Source organism: Neorhizobium sp. LMR1-1-1.1 (assembly GCF_040675795.1).
Taxonomy (GTDB): domain Bacteria; phylum Pseudomonadota; class Alphaproteobacteria; order Rhizobiales; family Rhizobiaceae; genus Neorhizobium; species Neorhizobium cellulosilyticum.
In genome coordinates this window covers 170,244-191,911 of record NZ_JBEGHE010000047.1, presented here as the reverse complement: position 1 = coordinate 191,911, position 21,668 = coordinate 170,244, and the positions used below count along the sequence as shown (strand labels likewise).

Here is a 21,668-nt window from a genome sequence, read left to right as displayed (position 1 = left end):
GGCGATTTGACCCGTCAAGAACTCCAGTCATCAAATCTTCATCACATCATCACCTGCCCGTCACGCGCGCATTCTATCGACGCTCGCATGTTTAATGCGAAACGATCAGGTGTTTCATGACCAAAACCTTTATCACTTCCGTTGCCATGGCGGCTCTGCTTGCCGGCTCCGCCTTCGCGGACGACAAGGAGTTTCCGGCCAAGCTCGCCGGCCAGGCGATCCTGCCCGCCAACACGATGACGACTGCTCCGTCAGATGCACCTGCGTTTCTGAAGACCTCCGGCAAGTTTACGACAGCGGGCAAGCGCGTCGAGAAACTCGGCACGGTTGACGGCAAGGACGGCGCTCGTGTTACCGATGTGAAGCTGCCGCTCGATGGCCAGCCGATCCAAGGCTTTTCCGGCATCAAGGCAATGGCTGATGGCACATTCTGGACACTGTCAGACAACGGCTTCGGCTCCAAGGCCAACTCTTCCGACGCCATGCTCTTCCTGCATCAGGTAAAGTTCGACTGGGCCGCCAACAAGGTGGACGTCGTCAAGAATATCTTCCTGTCCGACCCGAACAAGATTGCTCCCTTCCCGATCGTCATGGAAGGCTCCGAGAAGCGTTACCTTACGGGCGCCGATTTCGACATCGAGTCGATCCAGCCGGTTGCCGACGGTTTCTGGCTCGGCGAGGAATTCGGCCCCTACCTGATCAAGGTCGATGCGCTCGGCCAGCTGACCGACGTTATCGCCACAGTTGTCGATGGCAAGCCGGTGAAATCTCCTGACAATCCGACGCTTTCCATGCCGGCCAATCCGGCCGCCAAGATGCCGGTCTTCAACCTGAAGCGTTCTGGCGGTTATGAAGGCATGGCAATGTCGAAGGACGGCTCCAAGCTTTACGGCCTGCTGGAAGGCCCGCTCTTCCTCGAAGACGGCAAGGTCGAACAGGTCGATGGCCGCACCGCGCTTCGCGTCATCGAATTCGATATCGCCTCGAAGAACTGGACCGGCCGTTCCTGGCTCTATCCGCTGGCGGAAAAGGGCGTTGCGATCGGCGACTTCAACATGCTCGACGCAACGACTGCTCTCGTCATCGAGCGCGACAACGGCGCTGGCTCGAAGGACAAGGCCTGCGCCGATCCGAAACAGCCGAAGCCGGATTGCTTCGATGCCCCGGCCGAATTGAAGCGCGTCTACAAGATCGAGTTCAACGATGCCAATGTCGGCAAGGCCGTCCGCAAGATCGGCTATATCGACCTGCTGAATATCCAGGATCCGGACAACAAGAAGAAGGTTGCGGGCGGCAAGGCCGGCATCTATGACATGCCCTTCGTGACGATCGAGAATGTCGATCAGGTCGACGCCACGCATATCGTCATCGGCAATGACAACAACCTGCCCTTCTCTGCCGGCCGTGCAGTCGACAAAGCCGACGACAACGAGTTCAGCCTGCTGGAAGTCGGTGAATTCCTGTCTGCAAAGTGACGGCGTTCGACACACTGATTGCAAAGGCGTCCGGTCAAACCGGGCGCCTTTCGCCGTTCGTCAATCCTGGATCACCATCTTCTGCTTCGCAATACCAGCCCAGCTCAAGCCGTAAACGCAGATCACCACGACGACGAATGCCGCAATCTGATAGACTTCGATCCGGTCCCCCAGAACGACAAAGGCGACAGCCATTGTCAGAGCCGGCCACGGGGTGGTGATCGAGCTTGCCAGCGACACGTCGATATGGCGTACGGCGTAGAACCAGATCATCAGCTCCAGGTAATAGACCAGTCCCATCAGGATCGAGATCGGCTGGAACAGTGCCCCCACAAGATTGCCCATTCCGGGCACGGTGTTTGCCGGGATGAGGATCAGGGCCAGGAAAACTGTTGAAATGGCGACCCGGAAAAAGGTTACCTGTGCTGGCGTTATCGGTGTTCGTCCCAGTTCCTCCTTGATCAAAACATGCGCGATGCTCCACAGAAACGGCACGCCAAGCGACAGCAGAAACCAGTAGGATATCCCCGCCATCCGGAATGTGCCCGCGGTGGCGATATAATAGAGGGCGATGCACAGCGCCGATGTCAGGCCCAGTTCAAGCATGTTTTTGCGGCGGCCGAGGAAGATCGTTTCAACGAGGATTGCAAAAAGCGGGTAGGCCTGCAGCGCTATGGCAGCATTAGCGGCACCGGCCTTTTCGGTACCAAGCACGTAAAGATAGGTGGAGAGCCCGAACATCATGCCCGTGATCAGGCCGACGACAGCGACACGCCTTGCCTCACGCGGCGGCATGCTTGCGCCGAAAATACCCTTTTGTCCGCTTCTTCTTTCAAGCGCTAAAACAGGCGCCGCGAAGATCGTTTGCCAGAGCGACAGGGCGAAGGCAAAAGTCAGCGCATCGATGGCGACAGGGCGACTATTCGAAATGACCGGCATGATGCCCAAAAGAACAAGGCTGCCGAATGATAAAATCACCCCCTTGGCCGCAGACCGCTGAAACATTCCCTCAACCTTTGAAAAAGCATAGTGGCCGAAAATCAATGCACCCTTTGGTTAATTCAAGAAAATGGAATTGCCGATCCCGGCCAATTTGCCGCTGCACTAGGCATATCGCCGTCATCCGCGGCGACGTTTTCCGAGATCGTCCACTACTCACCGATGCCGTGCATGTTGTCTCCTCTCTGCCGCCGCCTATCATCACATGTCGTTCCGATACCTTTTTTGGCTGCGGGACGAATTGACTGTCGCAATCCGTCCTTCCCGTGCGTCCTTCGGGCATCGATCCGGCAAAACAGGAGGAAACGAGCATGCCAAGCACGATCAAATTACACCGCGTCCTGGCAACCAGCCCGGAAAAGGTCTATCGGGCCTTCATCGAGGCTGATGCGCTGACCAAATGGTTTCCGCCGAACGGCTTTACCTGCACCGTCCATCACCTCGATGCAAAAGTCGGCGGCACATTCCGAATGTCCTTCCGCAACTTCACTACCGGCCAGAGCCACTTCTTCGGGGGCGAGTTTCATGAACTCGTTCCCGGCGAGCGCATCCGTTACACGGACAGGTTCGAAGACCCTAACCTGCCGGGCGAGATGCAGGTGACCATCCTGTTGAAAAAGGTCTCGGTCGGAACGGACCTCGATATCACCCAGGCGGGTGTGCCAGACATCATCCCGGCGGAAGCCTGTTACCTCGGCTGGCAGGAATGCCTGCGCAATCTTGCAAGGCTGGTGGAGCCGAATATCGAAGAGTGATCCCGGCTGCAAACGAGGTTGGCGACAGATATCTCGCCGACCTCGCCTTTATTATTCGAACTTGAAAGCCAGCCGCTTGCCGGTCAGCTTCGCCAGTTGCTGGAGGCGTCCGTCCAGACGCTCGCCGGCAAAATTGGCATATTCGTGTGGAACAACAAACTCGAGATCGAGATCCGGCGTTGCCGATTGGCGGAAGGTCAGGTGGTGGACGAGGCCCGGCATGGATGCCGAGAACAGGTAGACCACGCGCAGCAACCCACCCAACAGCTTGGCAAGGTCCAGCAGGCGCGGCGTCGCAATCGTCGCCAATGCACCCGTATCGCCATTATCGCCGACGCCTTCAAAGCGGTAATAGTTGGCGAGAGCCAGATAGGCGCGGCCCGGATGAGTGATGCCGACGAAGGATGAATGGGCAATGACGTTCATCGCCTGCGCACCGCGATAATCCGGATGAGCGCGCCAGCTGATATCGGCCACGAGGCAGGCGGCCCGCCGATAGCGGCCTTCCTCTTCCGTCTCGCTGACACCGAAAAAGGGAACCATGCGGCCGGTCCAGTCGGCAAGTTCACGTGCGTGTTCCGGCGAGCGGGCACGCAGGATCGCGAGCTGGTCGGCAGCAACCAAAAGCGGATCAGCGTCGCGTTCACTGTCCGGCAGACGGGAATAAAGATACCCTTCGCGAACGCCCTGCGCGGAAAACGTAATCTTTGCAGGCTTCATGACGCTCAGCACTTCCTGCATGGCGATCGCGCCATAGGGGAGAAGCGAGCGACGGTTCTTGGAAACCGCCTGCCATGCGCCTTCCTTCGAGTCCTTGGCTGCGATCACCTCGTCGAGGAATTTCTGCATATCCTCGAGCGACAGTTCGTAGCCCTGCATCATGTGCAGCGGATAATTGGTCATCTCCATGTGGAGCTTGGCGATGTTACGCCATGTACCGCCAACGGCGTAGAAGGTCCGGCCTTCGCCCTTTTCAAGAAAACGGGCGGTATTGACCTGCTTGCGAGCGAAACTGCGCGCCTTGGCGAGAGAGTTTCCGGAGGATTCCGACAGTCTCAGGCCACCAAGCGGCAGGGTAATTCCACGGCCGAATTCATGGCCCCTGATATCGATGAGCTCAAGCGATCCGCCGCCGAGGTCGCCGGCAATGCCATCCACATCGTGGAAACCGCTGATGACACCAAGCGCAGAATACTTGGCCTCTTCCTCGCCGGAGAGAACCTGGATTTCCTGTCCGAGAATCTCTTCGGCATTGCGGATGAAATCAGGACCGTTACTCGCTTCACGCGCTGCCGCGGTCGCCAGAACATAGATATCCGCGGCACGCGCCTGGTCGGAAAGCGCCTTGAAGCGCTTTAACGCAACTAGGGCGCGCTCGACGCCCTCGTCATCCATGCGACCATTCGCGCCAAGGCCTTTGCCCAACCCGCACAGAACCTTCTCGTTGAAAAGGACCGTCGGAGCCCGAGTCAAACCCTCGTAGACAACCAGACGAACGGAGTTGGATCCGATATCTATAACGGAAACGGGGGCGATGCCCGGGAGCCGCCCCTGAGCTTCAGAACTTACCATACTGCCTATTTCTTACGGCCGGACATTACTCCGGCAATCAGTTTCGGTGCGCTTGACTTCAAGGCTTCGCCGCGGCCGGAAAGGCTTGGGTTGGTCATGAAATAGTGCTGGGCGTTGAAAGGCTCCTCACCCTGCCGCACCTCCATGCGCCTTGACGTTCCGTCGGGCAGTATCTCGTAGCTCTGCTGGTTGTCAATCAGATTGCCCAGCATAATCTGTGATAGAACCTGTTCATGCACCGTTGGGTTGAGCAAGGGCACCAGCGTCTCGACCCGGCGGTCGAGGTTGCGCGGCATCATGTCGGCCGAACCGATATAGACAAGCGCCTTATCCGATGGCAGGCCCTGGCCGTTGCCAAAGCAGAAGATGCGGCTGTGTTCGAGGAAGCGCCCGACGATGGACTTGACGCGGATTTTGTCAGACAGTCCGGGGACCTGAGGACGAAGGCAGCAGATGCCGCGCACCACCAGTTCGACGTCCACGCCGGCATGGCTTGCGCGGTAAAGCGCGTCGATGATTTCGGGATCGACCAGCGAGTTCATCTTCATCCAGATCGCGGCCGGACGACCGGCCTTGGCGTGAGCGATCTCTTCCTCGATATGGCGGAGAATGCGCGGGCGCAGCGTATAAGGCGACACCGCCAGCTTCATGCTCTCCTTCGGCTCACCGTAACCGGTGATGAAGTTGAAGATGTTCGCCATGTCATGGGCGATCTTCGGGTTGCAGGTGAAGAAGGACAGGTCGGTATAGATCTTGGCGGTGATCGGGTGGTAGTTGCCGGTGCCGAGGTGGCAATAGGTGCGCAGCTTGCCGTCTTCACGGCGGACGACCATCGACATCTTGGCATGGGTCTTCAGTTCGATGAAGCCGAACACGACCTGCACGCCTGCGCGCTCTAGGTCGCGCGCCCAGCGGATGTTTGCCTCTTCGTCGAAACGCGCCTTCAACTCGACCAGCGCCGTTACCGACTTGCCCATTTCAGCCGCATCGATCAGTGCTCGGACGATCGGGCTGTCGTTGGAGGTTCTGTAGAGGGTCTGCTTGATGGCGAGCACGTCGGGGTCGCGGGCGGCCTGCAGAAGGAACTGCACAACCACGTCAAAGCTTTCATACGGATGGTGGACCACCATGTCTTTTTCGCGGATGGCAGCAAGGCAGTCGCCAGCATGGTCGCGAACCCGCTCCGGAAATCGGGCGTTATAGCTGTCAAAGCGCAGATCTTCGCGCGGCGCCTTGGTAATCTCCGACATGGTGTTCAACGCGAGAAGGCCGGGAAGAACGGCCACGCGATTGTCCGGCACGCCGAGTTCCTGCACGACGAACTGGCGCAGCGAGGCCGGCATTTCGCTGTCGGTCTCGATGCGGATGACCTTGCCGCGGCGGCGGCGCTTCAATGCCGTCTCGAAGAAGCGAACCAGATCTTCCGCTTCTTCTTCGACTTCCAGATCGCTGTCGCGAATGATGCGGAACGTACCAGCACCCCGGACTTCGTAGCCAGGGAACAGCCGGTCGGTGAACATGCCGACGACATCTTCCAGCGTGATGTAGCGGATCGTCGTGCCGTCATCTGGCAGGCGCACGAAGCGATCGAGCGTGGTGGGCAGGCGAAGCAGGCCGGTCATCGGCTCCTTGCCGTGGAGGCTGTGCAGCTGGAGGCCCATGGAAAAGCCGAGGTTCGGAATGAAGGGGAAAGGATGCGCCGGGTCGATCGCCAGCGGGGTCAGCACCGGGAACAGGTCTTCCTCGAAATCCGTCGCCAGCCATGTGCGGTCTTCGGCGGAGAGCGCATTGGGGCGTACGATGAGGATGTCTTCCTGCGCCAGATATTGCTGCAGCACGGCGAGCGAGGCCTGCTGCTCCATCTGGAGATTATCGATTTCCTGCAGGATCGAGTCGAGCTGCTCGGCCGGCGTCTTGCCATCGGGGCTGCGGATGACGATACCCTGACGGACCTGACCTTCGAGGCCGGCAACACGCACCATGAAGAATTCGTCGAGGTTGGCAGCCGAAATGGACAGGAACCTGACACGCTCCAGAAGAGGATGCGCTGTATTCAACGTTTCTTCCAGAACGCGGCGATTAAACTGCAGCCAGGAGAATTCGCGGTTGATGAAGCGGTCGGAGCTTGCAAGCTGCTCCTCGAAGCTCGGGATCGCGTCTACAACAACTTCCTTGGTTTCCGACGTTCCGGCGATCTGGTCCATGAGCTCCATCCTCAGTTTAAGCCTTTCGGCCGTATAATGTTTTGACGACGGAACTGTGACAGTCAATCTCCTGCGTCAGTCTGGCCGAAACTCTCCAGCACTTCCGAAGCCAGCGCCCGGTTGATACGCGTGCCGCGGGAAAGCGCCAGATGATCCAGCTGCTCAACGACGCGCTGCGCCGTTTCGAGCGAACGCTCCATCCGGTTGACGATATAGCTCACCAGTTTGTCATCAATATTAAGCTGCCGATCGGAAAACAGCTTTATCATTACCTGGGCGAGAAGCTCCTCGTCAGGCTCGCCGATTTCAACGACGGTGGCTGCCTTCAGCCGCGACTTGAGGTCCGGCAGGTCCACGGCCCAGGAAGTCGGCCAGAGCCGGGACGTCATCAGCAATGTCTGTCCGTGCTGACGCACGGCATTGATGACATGGAAAAGCTCGGCATCGTCAAAGCCGCGCCGGTCGGCATCCTCGAACAGGACCGGGCCGCCTGCGGCGATTTGCGATGCGTTGGAACCAACGACGGGATGGATTTCCTTCCCCCCCGACAGCTCGCGCCAGATATGGGCGAGATGGGATTTTCCCGATCCGACCGGGCCTGCCAGCACGACAACCGGTGAAGGCCAGTTGGGCCACTCGTCGACGATAGACACGGCAGCGGCCATACGTTCGGACACCATGAGGTCGTCGCGTCCGCGGGCGGCATCGTGGGAAAATTGCAGGGGCAGCTGTTCGCCCTTGCCTTGCGGGCGGTCCATAGGGTCAGTCATAAAATTTCAGTTATTCTCAGGAGCTTCGATTTCACGCGCGGCGGTCTTGTGGTCGACGGCGTGGGCTGCGCCTTCCTCCCAGGGGAGTTCGGCGGAGCGGCCATAATAGATATCGCTGTCAAGATATCGTGCCAAGGCGAAACGGACAAGCACGCCAACCACCGCAGCCGCGGGCACGGCGATGAGAAGGCCGACGAAACCGAACAGCGCGCCGAAGGCAAACAACGCAAACATCAGCCAGACCGGATGCAGGCCGACGCTCTGGCCGACCAGTTTCGGCTGCAGGATATTGCCCTCGAGGAACTGGCCGGAGAAAAAGACGGCGGCTACGGCGAGGATCCAGGGGAAATCCGGCCAGAACTGTACGAGTGCCACGCCAATCGCCATCACCAGTCCGATGAGCGAACCGATATAGGGGATGAACGAGATCATGCCGGCGACAAAGCCGATCAGCAGGCCGAAATTCAGCCCGACGAGCGACAGGCCGACTGCGTAGTAAATGCCGAGGATCAGGCAGAGCGAGCCCTGGCCACGGATGAAGCCGGCAACCGACTGGTCCATATCGCGGGCGATCTGGCGCACGACCTGCACCTGATCCCGAGGGATCCAGCTATCGACCTTGCGCACCATGCGATCCCAGTCGAGCAGGATGTAGAAGGCGACGACCGGGGTGACGACCAGCAGCGACATGACGTCGACGATCGCCTTGCCGGAATTCCAGATCTGCGCCAGCAAGGATCCGACAAAACCTGCCCCCTGGCTCAGCACCTGGGAAAAGTTCTCCTTCACCGTTTCGATCTGGGCCGAGACCCAGGGAGGCAGGAAGGATGTCTGCGGGCTGGAGATGATCTGCTGCAGTTCTGTGATGTAGCCTGGAAGCGCCGCCGCAAACTGGGTGAACTGGCTGATAATGATCGGGATGACCAGCATCAGTGCCAGCACGAAGATGGTGACGAAGCAGACAAGGATGACGATTGTCGCCATGGTGCGGCTGAGGCCCCGGCGCTCCAGCCAGTCGGCAACCGGATCCAGGAAATAGGCGAGCGCCATGCCGGCCACGAAGGGCAGAAGGATGGACGAGAAAAACCACAGGAAAAGAATGAAGCCGACAAGCACGCCTAGCCAGAACAGGATGTGGCGCTTCAGGCTTGCGCCACTGACGTGATACGGCATGTCTGCTCCTTGTCGATCGCTATTCGCGTTTCCATGGCATATGAGGGGCTTGCCGGACGAGGTCAAGTTCACATCCCGGTTAGCGAGCATGCCTGTGAAATGCCTTCAAAACATGGCCGAAACGCTTGCATATCCGGGCGCGTCGTGCAATTGGCGGCAGCTTATAGTTCCCTTTGGGTCCGGACTGGAGATGGATTATGAGCGAGGCAGGCAAGAACGGTCTCACCTATAGCGATGCAGGCGTCGATATCGACGCCGGTAACCTGATGGTCGAGAAGATCAAGCCGGCGGTGCGTTCCACCCGGCGTCCCGGCGCAGACGGCGAGATTGGCGGTTTCGGCGGCCTGTTCGACCTGAAGGCCGCGGGTTTCAACGACCCGATCCTGGTTGCGGCCAATGACGGTGTCGGCACCAAGCTGAAGATCGCCATCGACGCGGATTTCCATGACACGGTCGGCATCGACCTCGTTGCCATGTGCGTCAATGACCTCGTCGTTCAGGGTGCGGAACCGCTTCTGTTCCTCGATTATTACGCTACCGGCAAGCTCGATCCCGATCAGGGTGCTGCGATCGTCAAGGGCATTGCAGCGGGCTGCGTCGAATCCGGCTGCGCGCTGATCGGCGGCGAGACGGCCGAAATGCCGGGCATGTATTCCGACGGCGATTACGACCTTGCAGGTTTTGCAGTCGGTGCTGCCGAACGCGGCCAGCTTCTGCCGGCCGGCGATATCGCGCCCGGCGACGTCATCCTCGGGCTGACCTCTTCCGGCGTTCATTCCAACGGTTTCTCGCTGGTGCGCAAGATCGTCTCGCTTTCCGGCCTCGGCTGGGATGCCGCTGCCCCGTTCGCGGCAGACAAGAAGCTCGGCGAAGCGCTGCTAACCCCGACCCGCATCTATGTGAAGCCGCTTCTGAAGGCGATCCGCGAGACGCATGCCTTGAAGGCGCTTGCCCACATCACTGGCGGCGGTTTTCCGGAAAATATTCCGCGCGTCCTGCCGAAGCAGCTTGCTGCCGAGATCGAGCTCGGCAACATCCCAGTTCCGGCTGTATTCTCCTGGCTGGCGAAAACCGGCGGTGTCGAGCCGAAGGAAATGCTGCGCACCTTCAACTGCGGCGTCGGCATGATCGTCGTCGTGTCTGAAGAAAACGCCAAGGCGGTGACCGACGTGCTCTCCGCCGAAGGCGAGACGGTCGTACAGCTCGGCCGCATGGTAGAGCGCGCGGAGGGCGGTGCCGGCGTCATCTACAAGGGCACGCTCGGCCTGTAATTTCTCAATGTCTTGAGGATGAGATCATGAACTCGGCCAAAAAGCGCGTCGTCGTCTTCATCTCTGGCGGCGGCTCCAACATGGTATCGCTGGCCGATACCTGTGCGGAACCCGGTTTTCCGGCCGAGATCGTCGCCGTCATCTCCGACAAGCCGACTGCGGGTGGGCTCGCCAAGGCCGAGGCGCGCGGCATCAGGACTTTTGTCTTCGAGCGTAAGGCCTATGCCGGCAAGGCCGAGCATGAGGCGGCAATCCTCGATGCGCTTGCCGATATCAACCCGGACATCATCTGTCTCGCCGGTTACATGCGGCTGATCTCGGGCGATTTCATCCGCCCCTATGAGGCCCGTATTCTCAATATCCACCCGTCCCTACTGCCGCTCTTCCCCGGTCTGCACACGCATCAACGCGCCATCGACGCCGGCATGAAGATTGCCGGTTGCACCGTGCATTTCGTCACCGAGGGCATGGACGAAGGCCCGATCGTGGCGCAGGCGGCCGTGCCGGTTACCTCCGACGATACAGCCGATACGCTGGCCGGCCGCGTGCTGACCGTCGAGCACAAGCTCTATCCGATGGCATTGAGGCTGCTTGCAGAGGGCAAGGTGAGGATGGAAGGTGGCAGGGCTGTGTTTGCTTCCGGAAATGACGCTGCTATTTCCGATCAACGTATCGTCTCTGCTGGCCTGTAGGCTCAAATCATCGCCCAATTGACCCCCGTTTTCGCTGGCCTTATCCTCAAAGAAAAGGTGGAGCAAAACGATGACGATCACAGTCAATATCGGCGACGCCGATCTCAACGAACTGCTTGCGAAAGTGGAAGCCGGCGAGGACGTTATCCTTGCGCGGAACGGCAAACCTGTGGCGCAGATGACAGGAGTATCCCAGCCGAGCAGTAGGACAGAGTTGATAGACACCATCCTCCGCGAACGGGAAGGTCGTAAGCCGGTTACTCAGGAAGAGATTGCAGAATGGAAGCAGATCGGACGCCGATAAACGGTTTTGTTCTGGACGCCTCCATAGCTCTTGTCTGGTTTTTGCCTGATGAAAAAAGTTCTGTTGCGGACACCACTCTGAAACGTCTGGATGGCGCCAAGGCAACAGTGCCGGATGTTTTCTGGCACGAAATGCGAAATGTCCTGCTGACGTCCTACCGACGTAACCGTTTGTCGTTGGCGGAAGTCTGGCATTCTATGCATCGCCTGGGCCAACTCGGCATCATCACTGCCGCCGGGCTTAACAACAATCATATCCTAACACTTGCCGAGCGCCATAATCTCACAGCGTATGATGCAGCCTATCTAGCTGTGGCCCTTGAGACCAAGTTGCAGCTCGCGACGCTCGACAAGCAGTTGATCGCCGCAGCGATGCAGGAAAACGTGCGACTGCTCACGTGACGTGGATACCCTCAGGCCGCCATCATCTGCAGCGGATGCAGGGTTCCGTCACTATAGACAAAACGGCCGTCGCGGAAGGTGGCGCGGATGCGGTGGACGTCGCCGGTCTCGACAGCCACGAGATCGGCGCGCTGGCCGATCGAAATCTCGCCGCGATCGGTGAGACCAGCGGCACGGGCAGCGTTGGATGTTGCCATCGCAACTGCCTTGGGCAGGCCAATGGTCATGATGTCGGAGAGCTTGAAGATTGCAGGAACGAAGGCGGCCGGATGATAGTCCGCCGCGATCGTGGAGAGAAGGCCGGCGCTGGCTGCGTCGAGTGCGCTCAAATTGCCCGACATCGAAGCGCCACGCAGGGCATTCGGCGCGCCCATCAGCGTGTGAAGGCCACGGCGAATGGCTTCCTCGGCAGCTGCCTTGGTCACCGGGAATTCGCTGATCGTCACGCCGAGTTCGAACATCTCGATGACCTTCTCGACGCTGTCGTCATCATGCGAGGCGAGCGACAGGCCGTGTTTTTTCGACAGCGCGACGATTTCCTTCAGCCGCGTCTCGATTTCCGGGTTGCTGCGCATCTCGATGCGCTTGTTGATCATCTCCTGCGCAGTCTCTAGCGAAATCGAGCGGCGCTCGGACATGCTCAGCACATAGGCTTCGATATTGTTGTACTGGCCCTGCCCCGGCGTGTGATCGGTCAGCGATACCATATCGATCTCTCCTGCCTCCAGCAGCCGCTCCAGCGTTGCTGCTGCACCGACATTGGTGATCTCGTAACGGGCATGGACGCGATGGTCGATCAGGAGATCCTCGCGCAGCCGGTTGATGCCCTCGATCACCGCTGAGGTCGTTTCCAGCGAACGGACATTGCCGTAGACACTTTCGGTGGCGAAGGAGACGGCGGCATAAGCAGTCGTCACGCCATGAGCCGCAAGTTTCTTGTCCAACTCATGGATGCCGAAATCGATCGGCATCTCCGCCTTGGGGCGCGGGGAAATCTCGCGCTCGATCATGTCGCCGTGCAGATCGACGAAACCCGGCATCAGATAACGCCCGCCACCGTCGATCACCGCATCGGCAACCGCTTCATCACGGATTTCGGCGATCGCGCCGTCCTCGATCCGAACCGATCCGCCTTCAACGATCTGGTCCGGCAAAACGAGGGTGAAATTGCCGAGCCACATGATCATCTCCTAATGCTTTCGGTCTGTCGGCTGGAGCCGTTAGGCGCGTTTCGTGACATTCGTATGAAACCGCGAAGATTTCACAAAGAGCGTGCGTCTCAGGCCGAAGCCAGCTCCGCACGATGCAGCATTGCCCACTGCAATGCGATGATCGTCTTGGCATCGGTGATTTCGCCGGTGGCGATCATCCGGTAGGCGTCGTCGAGGCCGAGTGTGACGACTTCGATATCCTCCGCCTCACCTGCAAGGCCGCCGCCGAGACCGGTCCGCCTGTCCGCATCGACGCTGGCGATGAAGAGCGACAGCTTTTCCGTCAGCGCGCCGGGGCTCGCATGGACATCACAGATATAGCGCGCCTTCTCTATGCTGAAACCGGTCTCTTCCATCGCCTCGCGGACCACGGCTTCGGCCGGGATTTCACCTGCATCCACGAGGCCCGCCGGGATTTCCAGCATGTAGGCCGGGTCGCCATTTGCAAATGCGCCGGAGCGGAATTGGCGGACGAGAGTGATGGTATCGTCGACTGGATTATGCAGAAGGATGGCAGCGGCACTACCGTGATCATGGACCTCGCGATCGACCGTAACGACGCGCCCGTCCGGCATGCGCTGTTCGAAGGTGAGCATCTCCAACGTCACGAACCCCTTCCACAGGGTCTTTCTCGATACGAGGCGCACCCGCTCTGCTTCGGAAGTGTCGATGTCGATCATGTCCGTTCCTGTACTTCTGATTCTTGTCGATGATGCAGGATCAGCTCTTGCGGAGCCAGACCTTGTTGTCGTGAACGGCGGCACCACCGAAGGGAGCGACAGGATCGGCGCCGGTCAGGACGTTGATCCCCTCCCCATCGAGATGTGCGTCGTTCGGCCACAGACCTTCGGCGATCAACACCCCCGGCTTTGCGCCCGGCACCAGCCTCGCATGAAGGCGGATCTCGCCACGTAGATTGCCAAGACAGACGATATCGCCATCGACGACGCCCAGACGTTCGGCATCGGTCGGTTCGATCATCACTTCCGGCCGGCCTTCCTTCTGGATCGAGCTTTTCGTCTCGGCAAAGCTGGAATTCAGAAAGCTGCGCGATGGCGAGGTCGCCAGCCGGAACGGATGTTCGGCATCGACCGTCTCGATTACCGCGACATGGTCCGGAAAACGCGGCAGTTCCGTGTGTGGGCCGAGCGGACCGACGCTATCCGGTGTGCGGTCGGGCGAAGGGCCGTTTATCCAGTCCGGCGAGAAGCGGAATTTTCCATCCGGATAACCGAAACCGTTGATGTAATGGGCGGTATCGAAATCCGGCTGGGCGTCGATCCACTTGTCGGCCTTCAGATCCTCATAGGAGCCCCAGCCACTATCTTCGAGAATGCGGTCTATATGGCTGCGCTCATCCTTGCCGAAACCGGCAAAATGATAGACGCCGAGGCGCTTTGCCAGTTCCTCGATGACGAAGAGATTGGTGCGTACGGTCGATGGCGGCTCGACCAGCTTGGGGCCGAGTAGGATATGCTGCTGGCCGCCGGCGCGATATAGATCGTCATGTTCGAAGAACATGGTCGCCGGCAGCACGATATCGGCCATTTTGGCCGTATCGGTCATGAACTGTTCGTGCACGGCGGTGAACAGGTCGTCGCGCAAAAATCCCTGTTTCACGAGGCGCTGCTCCGGCGCGATGTTCATCGGATTGGTGTTCTGGATCAGAAGCGCCGTGACCGGGCCCCGATGACGCAGAGCCACCGGATCGCCGGTCAGCACGCGGCCGATCTGCGACTGGTCGAGCATGCGGATCTCGGGGTCCATATAGGCCGTGCCCATCAGCTCGGACTTGTTCAGCCGAAAGATCTCGCCGTTGTTATGGAAGGCGCCGCCGCCTTCGTATTGCCAAGAGCCGAGAACGGTCGCGACGGACAATGCGGCATGCATGGCCGCCGTGCCGTTGCGCTGGCGGGAAAAACCGTAGCCGAGGCGGAAGAAGGTTTTCTTCGTCGTGCCGATCAGACGAGCGAAATCCTCGATCTCCTCGACCGAAAGGCCCGTAATTTCAGAGGCCCATTGCGGCGTGCGAGATTTCAGGTGCGCTTCGAGGCCTGCCGGGTCATCGGCATATTTCGCCATATATTCGCGGTCGGCATAACCGTCGCGGAAAGCGATATGCATGAGGGCACAGGCGAGCGCGGCATCGGTGCCGGGGCGCAGGACGATCTTCACGTCCGCCTGTTTCATCGTCGGGTTATCGTAGATGTCGACGACGACGATTTTCGCGCCGCGTTCCTTGCGGGCCTTCACCGCATGGGTCATCACATTGACCTGGGTTGCGACCGCATTGGTGCCCCAGATGACGACGCAATCGGACTTGGCCATCTCGCGCGGATCAGGGCCGCGCAATGCGCCTGTGCCCATCACATAACCAGTCCAGGCCATATTGGTGCAGATCGTGCCCATGAAGCCGGAATACTTCTTCGCATGGCGCAGACGCTCGATGCTGTCGCGCTGTACCTGCCCCATCGTGCCTGCGTAAAAATACGGCCAGACGGCTTCGGACCCATGTTTCGCTTCAGCCTTGATGAATGCGTCGGCGATCTCGTCGAGCGCAGCCTGCCAGGAAAGCTCCTGCCAGTTGCCATCGCCCTTCGCCCCTTTGCGGCGCTGCGGCACCATGAGACGGCCCGGATGGTAGATGCGCTCGGAATAGCGCGCGACCTTGGCGCAGATGACGCCCGCCGTATAGGTATTGTCCGACGACCCGCGCACGCGGCCGATCCTGCCGTCCTCGGTCAGATCAACATCCAGCGCGCAGGCGCTCGGACAGTCGTGCGGACAGACGGTATGGCCGACTGAATTGTGGCCGGGCTTGCTTTTGGCAGAGATGGGGGTCGCGATGTTCATGGGTTTTCTATATTGCAAGCTGAGGCGCGCCAAAAGCGCGATTTGGCAGCCATCAATTTTATTCAAGCGAGACACAAGCCCAGATGAACTACCGGCATATCTATCACGCGGGCAATTTTGCCGATGTTCTCAAGCACGCCGTTCTGGCGCGGCTGGTTCGTTACCAGCAGAAAAAGGACAAGGCATTTCGCGTGCTCGATACCCATGCCGGCATCGGGCTTTACGATCTGTCGTCGGAAGAAGCGCAGAAGACCGGTGAATGGGTGGACGGGATCGGTCGGCTGATGGAGGCAGAGCTTCCTGCAGATGTGGCCGAAATCCTCGAACCCTATTTCACCGCGATCCGGGAATTGAACCCCGCGGGCGGCATCAAGCTTTATCCGGGCTCGCCAAAGCTTGCCCGCATGCTGTTTCGCCCGCAGGATCGGCTTTCGGCGATGGAACTGCATCCGGAAGACTATAACCGTCTGCACAATCTGTTCGAGGGTGACTTCCAGGTTCGCGTGACGGAGCTCGATGGCTGGCTGGCGCTCGGTGCGCATCTACCGCCGAAGGAAAAGCGCGGCATCGTTCTGGTCGATCCGCCTTTCGAGGAGAACGGCGAATACGAGCGGCTGGTGAAGGGGCTTGCTAATGCCTACCGCCGCTTTTCCGGCGGCACCTATTGCCTCTGGTATCCGATCAAGAAGGGCGCGCCGATCAAATCCTTCCATGAGGAGCTTCAGGCGCTGGAAATCCCTAAAATGCTCTGCGCCGAACTTTCGGTGAAAAGCGATCGCGAAACGACCGGGCTTTCCGGCACCGGTCTCATCATCGTCAACCCGCCCTTCACGCTGAAGGACGAACTGCATGCGCTACTGCCGGTACTCAAAACCGTACTTGGTCAGGATCGTTTTGCCTCGCAACGCGCCTTCTGGCTGCGTGGCGAAGAGGGCGGACGCGGCGAGGAATAATCGCCCAGAAGCTCTCTAAGCCTTTTCCTGATGCTTGGCCCGCTGGATATCCAGCGGCTCATCGCGGCGAAACTGCGAGCGCTCGAAAACGAAGATCACCACCAGCGCCATGACGAAGGGGATGATCAGATAAAAGAGCCTGAAGACAAGCAGTGCCGCGATGACATCGGCCGGGTTCATGTCCGGAAGCCCCATGACGAAGACCAGTTCCAGGACACCGAGACCACCCGGTGCATGGGAAAGAAGAGCCGCGGAAAAGGAGACGAGAAAAATCCCGAGCACGACCATATATCCGGGATTTCCCACCTCCGGCAGGGCAAAATAGATAATGCCAGCAGCGCCGATCAGCTCGATCGGTGCGATCAGAAGCTGCGGCAGCACGACCCGTGGTGCGGGATAGACGATATTGACCGTCCCCAGTTTCGACAGCCGGAGTGTCAATGGCTTCAGCTTCATGAAGCTCGCGACGACGTAAAGACCGATCAACACCAGCAGCAGATAGCCCAGCGCAGCCGAAGCTTCGACCGGGATCAGGTCACCGAACCGCGCAATCACTTCAGGCTCGATGACAAGAATGATGCCGATCAGCATCAGCGTTCCGAGAATGAAGGTGAAGGAACACATGGCGATAAGGACGCCGATTTCCGCCGGTGTCATGCCCCTCGTCGAATAGGCGCGGTAGCGGACAACGGCACCGGAAACGACGGAGGCGCCAATATTATGCGACAATGCGTAGGTGGTGAACGAACAGACGGTGATGAAAAACCAGTCGATTTTGCGCCCGAGATGCAAGAGGGCTATCCGGTCGTATCCCGCCAAAGCCCAGTAGGCGACGAGGCTTGAAGCCGCGGCCAGGCACCAGTGTGTCTTGGGAATTGCCGCGAGGCTTACCCACAGATCATCGAGCGAAAGCCCCCTCAATTCCTTGTAGAGAAGCCACGCCGAAAGCGCTATCGTAAGGCCGCCAACGGCAGGCCACAGGTATTTCTTGAATGTCATTCAGCTGTTTCGCTCTTTGCTCCCCACCTCGATCACTGCACGCAGCCATCAGCGAATTTGCACTCTATTCGCTTGGACACTGAACATTCAACAATTACAACGCTCTCGTGTTCCAATGGTGAGGATTCGTGATCATGATGAAGAAATCGTCGGCTCTCCGCGAGGTCCTTTTTGCCGCAGCGATCATGCTCGCAACCGCGGTTTCGGCATTGTCCCCGGTCAATGCGCAGGAACGTCGCCAGGATCGGCAGCCGGACCGCGCCGGGAATTTCGATTTCTACGTGCTCTCGCTCTCATGGTCTCCGACCTTCTGCGCCACTGCCAAGGGCGGTCGCAACGACCAGCAATGCGGCATCGACAAACGGTTCCGCTTCGTCGTGCATGGCCTGTGGCCACAATATGAAAAGGGTTATCCGGACTTTTGCCGAACCTCCGAGCCTGAACGGGTACCGCGTACGGTTGGCGAAAAGATGTTCGACATCATGCCATCGATGGGACTTGTCGGCCATCAGTGGCGAAAGCACGGCAGCTGCTCCGGGCTGAATCAGGAGACCTATTTCGACAAGGTCCGCCAGGCTTATGAGCGTGTCGCGATTCCTGCCGACCTGACCCGCGGCGACCGGCCGCTCAACCTTTCCGCGGACGAAATCGAACAAAAGTTCCTCAGCGCCAATCCCGGCATGAGTCACCGCGGCATCGCCGCGAGCTGTGAGGGACGCCAGTTGGAAGAAATCCGCATCTGCCTCACCAAGGATCTCGCATTCCGCGACTGTGCCGAAGTCGACCGCCGAGGCTGCACGATCAGCCAGGTCACCCTTCCGCCAGCCCGCTGACATTTCAAAGAGGAAAGCCTGATGAAAATTCTATATTCCCCAGCATCCCCCTACTCGGCCAAGTGCCGCATGGCGGCGCGCCACCTCGGTATCGAACTGACAGAGGTGAAGACCGATACCAATACTGCGCCGGCGGAACTGACGGACAACAATCCGCTGGGCAAAATCCCGGTACTGATCCGCGACGGTGAAGCGCCGATCTATGACAGCGTCGCGATCATGCATTTTCTCGACCGCAAGTCGGGCGGCAAACTTTATCCAAAAAAGGATGAGAAGCGCACCGAAGCGGAAGTGCTCGAAGCGCTGTGCGACGGTGTGATGGACTGCCTTCTCTCGATTGTCTACGAGCGCCGTTTCCGCGGCGAGGAAAATGCCTATCAGCCGTGGATCGACAAGCAGTGGGCAAAGGTGGTCAAGTCGCTCGACCATCTGGAAAAGAACCTGCCGAAGACCGGCAAGAAACTGCATGGCGGCCATTTCGCGCTCGCCGCAATGATCGGTTATCTCGACCTGCGCTTTAACGGCCAATGGGCCGAAGGCCGCCCGGAACTCGCTTCCTGGCCGGATATCTTTGCCAAGAAGTTTTATCATTATGCGGAGATGAAGGCTGCTGCATAGGCCTGGCCCGGACATTGCTTTTCAATGCATCGGAAACGATCAAGGGGGCCGCTCAGGCCCCTTGAAATTTTGACTTCCGGCCCGGCCTGCAGCAACCGAATGTGCTTGCCATCCGAAGCAATCGGATCGACAACATGTCATCTAGAAAAAGGAGAAAAAGATGGCCAAGGGTCAGGTGCGAAGCAACAAGGAAGTCCGGAAACCCAAAAAGGAGAAGGGCGCCGAGAAGGTCGCGAAAACGCTCGGTTCTCAGGTGAAGAACTCCGAAAGCTCCATCACCAAAAAATAACACAAGCCACCGGACGGTGGCCAGCGACATTGGCGACGACGGGACTTGGCGGGATGACGTTGAAGCGTCTCCAGCAGAAGATGAATTTTCTTGCTGAAGGGATGCTATCTCTCCCTGCAGGCACGAGCCGACAACCCGATCGTTCAACTCTCGATATACTTAGACTTTCCTCCTATATGCCCAAGCACCTGAAATGCTTGCCCTCACCCCTCCCTCCGCTACTATGAGACGAACGGCGGGAGGCCGTGATGGAGGAAATCAGATGACATTCACTGCATTGACGCGGCGTGCCGCGCTTGTTCTTGCCGGAACAGCACTTTCAGCGCTCTCGTTCGGCCATCAGGCGAATGCCCAGACCTTTCCCGACCGGACGATCACGCTGGTCGTGCCCTTCGCTGCCGGCGGCTCCACGGATGTGGTCGGCCGCGTGGTGGCGCAGAAGATGGGCGATATCCTCGGCCAGCAGGTGGTGGTCGAAAACGTTGCCGGCGCAGGCGGCAATCTCGGTGCCGACCGCGTGGCCCGCGCAGACCCGGATGGCTACACGATCCTCATGGGCACCGTCGCAACACACGCCCTCAACCCCTTGATCCTGAAACAGAAACCGTACGATCCGGAAAAGGATTTCTCACCGGTTTCACTGCTCGTCATCGTGCCGAATGTGCTGGTCGTCAATCCGAAACTCGAAGTCAATTCCGTCGCGGAACTGATCGAGCTCCTGAAGAAGGACCCGGACAAATATTCCTACGCATCGTCGGGCAACGGCACGCCGCTGCATCTCTCCGGCGAGCTGTTCAACAGCATGGCTGGCGTGAAAATGCAGCACGTTCCCTACAAGGGTGCCGGTCCTGCTCTCAACGACCTTCTCGGCAACCAGATTTCGATCATGTTCGACAACCTCCCCTCGTCCTCCAGCCATATCAAGGGCGGGACGCTGAAAGCGCTCGGCATCACGACGAAGGAACGCGCGCCCTCGTTCCCTGACGTGCCGACCGTGGCCGAGACCGTGCCAGGTTATGAAACCTACACTTGGAACGCCCTGTTCGCGCCCGCCGGCACGCCTCCGGAAGTGGTCGCCAAGCTCAACGAAGCCGCCAATACGGCGTTGAAGGACCCAGCCGTCGCTGGTCGGATGAAGGACTTTTCCGCCACGATCGTCGGCTCCACGCCGGAAGAACTCGGCAAGCATGTGACCGCCGAGCTCGCCAAATGGAGCCCGGTGGTCAAGGCCGCCAACATCCAGATGGACTGAAGATTTTCGCATACAAAAAAGCCCGCGGCATTCACGCCGCGGGCTTCCCCAGCCTGTTTAGGCTATAGGTCTGATTAGAACTTCACGCCGATACCGACCTTGACGCTGTGATCGTCATAGCCCTTCGAGAAGGAGCCGCTATCGAGATTGTAGTCCTTGGAACCGTAGTCGGTGTAACGGTATTCGAGACGGGCCGTGATGTTGCTGGTGACGAAGGCTTCAGCACCTGCACCGACCGTGTAACCAACGGCAGTCTTGCTTTCCGACGAGGTTGCATCAGACAGCTTGTTGTCCTGGATGGCGACACCGGCCGTACCGTAGATCAGGAAGGGGTTCATGTCGTAACCGACGCGACCGCGCAGCGAGCCATTCCAGCCAGCCTTGCCTTCGAGATCCGGATAAGTGCCGTCCTTTTCGCCGTTGTAGGCGACATCGCCTTCAACACCGTAGACGATCTGGCCGCTCTGCCAGTTGTAACCGGTATAGAGACCGCCACCAAGCTTGCCATCACGATCGCCAGCGCCGAAACGGCCCCAGTCGTAAGCACCAGTTGCACCGAGGTAGTAACCCTGCCAGTTACCGACAGCCGGAGCCGGCTCGTCAACGGCGACCGGCGCCTGCGGGACCTGGTCTACAGCGTCAGCAGCATTGGCCGCGGAAATTGCGATGAAGCTGGCAGCCGAGGCCATCAGAGTTGCGATGAGAATACGCATACATTTTTCTCCTTTTAATGCTGCCGGGAAGGCGTCACATCAACATTGTTGGCGACAGCTTTGTTCCCTGCTCGCTGAGGAGAAATTTGGAGTGCAATTGAGGAAATGAGAGAGCCGAATTGTGAATTGTTTGCGGCAGACAGAAGGCTAAATCTTGATGTTGCATCACCGCAACATGTATTTCATTAACCCTAATACAATACTAATTTGTTGATTAACTGTTTTACATTTCTTTCTTATTTCTTAACAAGCCAAAATATCCAAGTCAATACACACGGTATTTGATAACAATCATCAAGCTGCACCCAAGATGTGCCTGTTGTTCGAGTTT

The 21,668-nt window shown here is 58.8% G+C and carries 21 protein-coding genes; 11 read left to right on the top strand and 10 right to left on the bottom strand.

What is annotated here, in order from left to right:
* Positions 1-116 precede the first annotated feature (116 nt).
* On the top strand, positions 117-1,475 hold the full coding sequence (locus MRBLMR1_RS24170) for an esterase-like activity of phytase family protein (protein WP_500066705.1): 1,359 nt from the start codon (positions 117-119) through the stop codon (positions 1,473-1,475).
* A gap of 60 nt (positions 1,476-1,535) precedes the next feature.
* Here MRBLMR1_RS24170 and MRBLMR1_RS24165 read toward each other — a convergent pair whose 3' ends face one another.
* On the bottom strand, positions 1,536-2,480 hold the full coding sequence (locus MRBLMR1_RS24165; protein WP_500066703.1) for an EamA family transporter: 945 nt from the start codon (positions 2,478-2,480) through the stop codon (positions 1,536-1,538).
* A gap of 305 nt (positions 2,481-2,785) precedes the next feature.
* Here MRBLMR1_RS24165 and MRBLMR1_RS24160 point away from each other — a divergent pair, with 305 nt between their 5' ends.
* Positions 2,786-3,229: an SRPBCC family protein gene (locus tag MRBLMR1_RS24160; RefSeq protein ID WP_148145359.1), complete on the top strand. Its 444-nt coding sequence runs from the start codon at positions 2,786-2,788 to the stop codon at positions 3,227-3,229.
* 51 nt (positions 3,230-3,280) lie between these two features.
* Here MRBLMR1_RS24160 and ppx read toward each other — a convergent pair whose 3' ends face one another.
* The 4 genes from ppx to MRBLMR1_RS24140 all read right to left on the bottom strand — a co-directional run bounded on the left by ppx (position 3,281) and on the right by MRBLMR1_RS24140 (position 8,948).
* Positions 3,281-4,801 (bottom strand): exopolyphosphatase, encoded by a 1,521-nt coding sequence (ppx, locus tag MRBLMR1_RS24155; protein WP_500066701.1) that lies wholly within the window; start codon positions 4,799-4,801, stop codon positions 3,281-3,283.
* Between the two features lie 5 nt (positions 4,802-4,806).
* Positions 4,807-7,005, bottom strand: coding sequence for an RNA degradosome polyphosphate kinase (locus MRBLMR1_RS24150; RefSeq protein ID WP_500066699.1), 2,199 nt, complete (start codon positions 7,003-7,005; stop codon positions 4,807-4,809).
* A gap of 62 nt (positions 7,006-7,067) precedes the next feature.
* Positions 7,068-7,775, bottom strand: coding sequence for a DnaA regulatory inactivator HdaA (gene hdaA, locus MRBLMR1_RS24145; protein WP_500066697.1), 708 nt, complete (start codon positions 7,773-7,775; stop codon positions 7,068-7,070).
* Between the two features lie 6 nt (positions 7,776-7,781).
* Positions 7,782-8,948 carry an AI-2E family transporter gene (locus MRBLMR1_RS24140; protein WP_500066695.1) on the bottom strand — a complete coding sequence of 389 codons (1,167 nt, stop codon included), beginning with the start codon at positions 8,946-8,948 and terminating at the stop codon, positions 7,782-7,784.
* A 197-nt stretch (positions 8,949-9,145) separates the two neighbouring features.
* Here MRBLMR1_RS24140 and purM point away from each other — a divergent pair, with 197 nt between their 5' ends.
* The 4 genes from purM (at position 9,146) to MRBLMR1_RS24120 (ending at position 11,616) form a co-directional block, all read left to right on the top strand.
* The gene (gene purM, locus MRBLMR1_RS24135) at positions 9,146-10,219 is read left to right on the top strand and encodes a phosphoribosylformylglycinamidine cyclo-ligase (RefSeq protein ID WP_500066693.1); all 1,074 of its coding nucleotides are present in this window, start codon (positions 9,146-9,148) and stop codon (positions 10,217-10,219) included.
* A gap of 26 nt (positions 10,220-10,245) precedes the next feature.
* Positions 10,246-10,911 carry a phosphoribosylglycinamide formyltransferase gene (gene purN / locus MRBLMR1_RS24130; RefSeq protein ID WP_500066691.1) on the top strand — a complete coding sequence of 222 codons (666 nt, stop codon included), beginning with the start codon at positions 10,246-10,248 and terminating at the stop codon, positions 10,909-10,911.
* Between the two features lie 70 nt (positions 10,912-10,981).
* Positions 10,982-11,215, top strand: a complete 234-nt coding sequence (locus MRBLMR1_RS24125) for a type II toxin-antitoxin system Phd/YefM family antitoxin (RefSeq protein ID WP_500066689.1) — start codon at positions 10,982-10,984, stop codon at positions 11,213-11,215.
* The gene (locus MRBLMR1_RS24120; RefSeq protein WP_500066687.1) at positions 11,191-11,616 is read left to right on the top strand and encodes a type II toxin-antitoxin system VapC family toxin; all 426 of its coding nucleotides are present in this window, start codon (positions 11,191-11,193) and stop codon (positions 11,614-11,616) included. Before MRBLMR1_RS24125 ends, MRBLMR1_RS24120 begins: the two co-directional genes overlap by 25 nt.
* Before the next feature lie 11 nt (positions 11,617-11,627).
* On the opposite strand, the gene MRBLMR1_RS24115 is transcribed toward MRBLMR1_RS24120, so the two are convergent.
* From MRBLMR1_RS24115 to MRBLMR1_RS24105, 3 genes are all read right to left on the bottom strand, one after another.
* Positions 11,628-12,797: an alpha-D-ribose 1-methylphosphonate 5-triphosphate diphosphatase gene (locus MRBLMR1_RS24115; RefSeq protein ID WP_500066685.1), complete on the bottom strand. Its 1,170-nt coding sequence runs from the start codon at positions 12,795-12,797 to the stop codon at positions 11,628-11,630.
* A 98-nt stretch (positions 12,798-12,895) separates the two neighbouring features.
* Positions 12,896-13,507, bottom strand: a complete 612-nt coding sequence (locus MRBLMR1_RS24110; protein WP_183827243.1) for an NUDIX domain-containing protein — start codon at positions 13,505-13,507, stop codon at positions 12,896-12,898.
* A 40-nt stretch (positions 13,508-13,547) separates the two neighbouring features.
* A complete protein-coding gene (locus tag MRBLMR1_RS24105) occupies positions 13,548-15,680 on the bottom strand; it encodes a molybdopterin-containing oxidoreductase family protein (protein ID WP_500066683.1) in 2,133 nt (710 codons plus the stop codon).
* Between the two features lie 83 nt (positions 15,681-15,763).
* On the opposite strand from MRBLMR1_RS24105, the gene MRBLMR1_RS24100 reads away from it, so the two are divergent.
* Complete coding sequence (locus MRBLMR1_RS24100; RefSeq protein ID WP_183827249.1) at positions 15,764-16,633, top strand: 23S rRNA (adenine(2030)-N(6))-methyltransferase RlmJ; 870 nt, start codon at positions 15,764-15,766, stop codon at positions 16,631-16,633.
* A 15-nt stretch (positions 16,634-16,648) separates the two neighbouring features.
* Here MRBLMR1_RS24100 and MRBLMR1_RS24095 read toward each other — a convergent pair whose 3' ends face one another.
* Positions 16,649-17,632 carry a lysylphosphatidylglycerol synthase domain-containing protein gene (locus MRBLMR1_RS24095; protein WP_148145370.1) on the bottom strand — a complete coding sequence of 328 codons (984 nt, stop codon included), beginning with the start codon at positions 17,630-17,632 and terminating at the stop codon, positions 16,649-16,651.
* 134 nt (positions 17,633-17,766) lie between these two features.
* On the opposite strand from MRBLMR1_RS24095, the gene MRBLMR1_RS24090 reads away from it, so the two are divergent.
* The 4 genes from MRBLMR1_RS24090 (at position 17,767) to MRBLMR1_RS24075 (ending at position 20,624) form a co-directional block, all read left to right on the top strand.
* Positions 17,767-18,465, top strand: a complete 699-nt coding sequence (locus MRBLMR1_RS24090; protein ID WP_500066680.1) for a ribonuclease T2 family protein — start codon at positions 17,767-17,769, stop codon at positions 18,463-18,465.
* Positions 18,466-18,486: 21 nt separating this feature from the next.
* Positions 18,487-19,083, top strand: coding sequence for a glutathione S-transferase family protein (locus MRBLMR1_RS24085; protein WP_148145371.1), 597 nt, complete (start codon positions 18,487-18,489; stop codon positions 19,081-19,083).
* A gap of 160 nt (positions 19,084-19,243) precedes the next feature.
* The gene (locus tag MRBLMR1_RS24080) at positions 19,244-19,372 is read left to right on the top strand and encodes a hypothetical protein (RefSeq protein ID WP_281388851.1); all 129 of its coding nucleotides are present in this window, start codon (positions 19,244-19,246) and stop codon (positions 19,370-19,372) included.
* 262 nt (positions 19,373-19,634) lie between these two features.
* Positions 19,635-20,624 carry a Bug family tripartite tricarboxylate transporter substrate binding protein gene (locus tag MRBLMR1_RS24075; protein ID WP_183827251.1) on the top strand — a complete coding sequence of 330 codons (990 nt, stop codon included), beginning with the start codon at positions 19,635-19,637 and terminating at the stop codon, positions 20,622-20,624.
* Positions 20,625-20,698: 74 nt separating this feature from the next.
* Here the strand turns inward: MRBLMR1_RS24075 and MRBLMR1_RS24070 are convergent, their stop codons facing one another.
* The gene (locus MRBLMR1_RS24070) at positions 20,699-21,337 is read right to left on the bottom strand and encodes an outer membrane protein (protein ID WP_183827255.1); all 639 of its coding nucleotides are present in this window, start codon (positions 21,335-21,337) and stop codon (positions 20,699-20,701) included.
* Between the last annotated feature and the right edge of the window lie 331 nt (positions 21,338-21,668).